Origin of the sequence: Micrococcus sp. KRD096, from assembly GCF_017168495.1 — a bacterium.
GTDB lineage: Bacteria > Actinomycetota > Actinomycetes > Actinomycetales > Micrococcaceae > Micrococcus > Micrococcus luteus.
The window spans coordinates 1-615 of record NZ_JABFAY010000067.1; the positions used below are offsets into that span (position 1 = coordinate 1).

Consider the following 615-nt stretch of genomic DNA (forward strand, 5'->3'; position numbering starts at 1 on the left):
GTGACGATCACCTCCCTGCAGGATGGGCCGCTGGCCGCGTCACAGGCGAAGATCGTCTTCGACTTCTTCGACCCGGAGGGCGACGAGCAGGCGGCGGGGTCGGTGCAGATCCTCGACGACGAGGGTTCGATCGTCTACCAGCGCACCTGGGAGCACGCGTCGCGTGGTCTGACGCCGCCGGTCCGGCTGCAGGACGGCCGCTCCTACGTGATCCGTGTGCGGGCCCGCGCAGCGTCTGGCCTGTGGTCCGAGTGGGGCCAGGTCACGGTGGCCGTGGACTACCCGGAGCCGCCCGTGGGTGTGCTCACGGCGGAGTGGCTGCCGGACTCGGCCTCGGTCATGCTCACGGTGGCGGTGCCGCCACCAGCGGAGGGTGAAGCGGAAGCGACGTCGGCGGAGATCTGGCGGTCCGTGGACGGCGCGCCGTGGTCGCGGCTGGCCGTGGGCCTGCCGTTGGATACGGCGCTCGTGGACCCGACCCCGCACACGTCTCGCACGACGGCGTACCGGCTGGTGACGGTCTCGGATCTGCCGTCGACGGCGGAGGCGGCGCCGGTGCTGGTGGCCCCGGATCCGGAGGGCTGGATCTGGCTCAACGCGGGGCCGGGCTGGTCG

General features: G+C 72.5%; 1 protein-coding gene. It reads left to right on the forward strand.

What is annotated here, in order from left to right; all coding sequences use genetic code 11:
• A partial coding sequence (locus tag J1M41_RS11685; protein WP_206451801.1) for a hypothetical protein occupies nucleotides 1-615 on the forward strand: 615 nt, incomplete at both ends.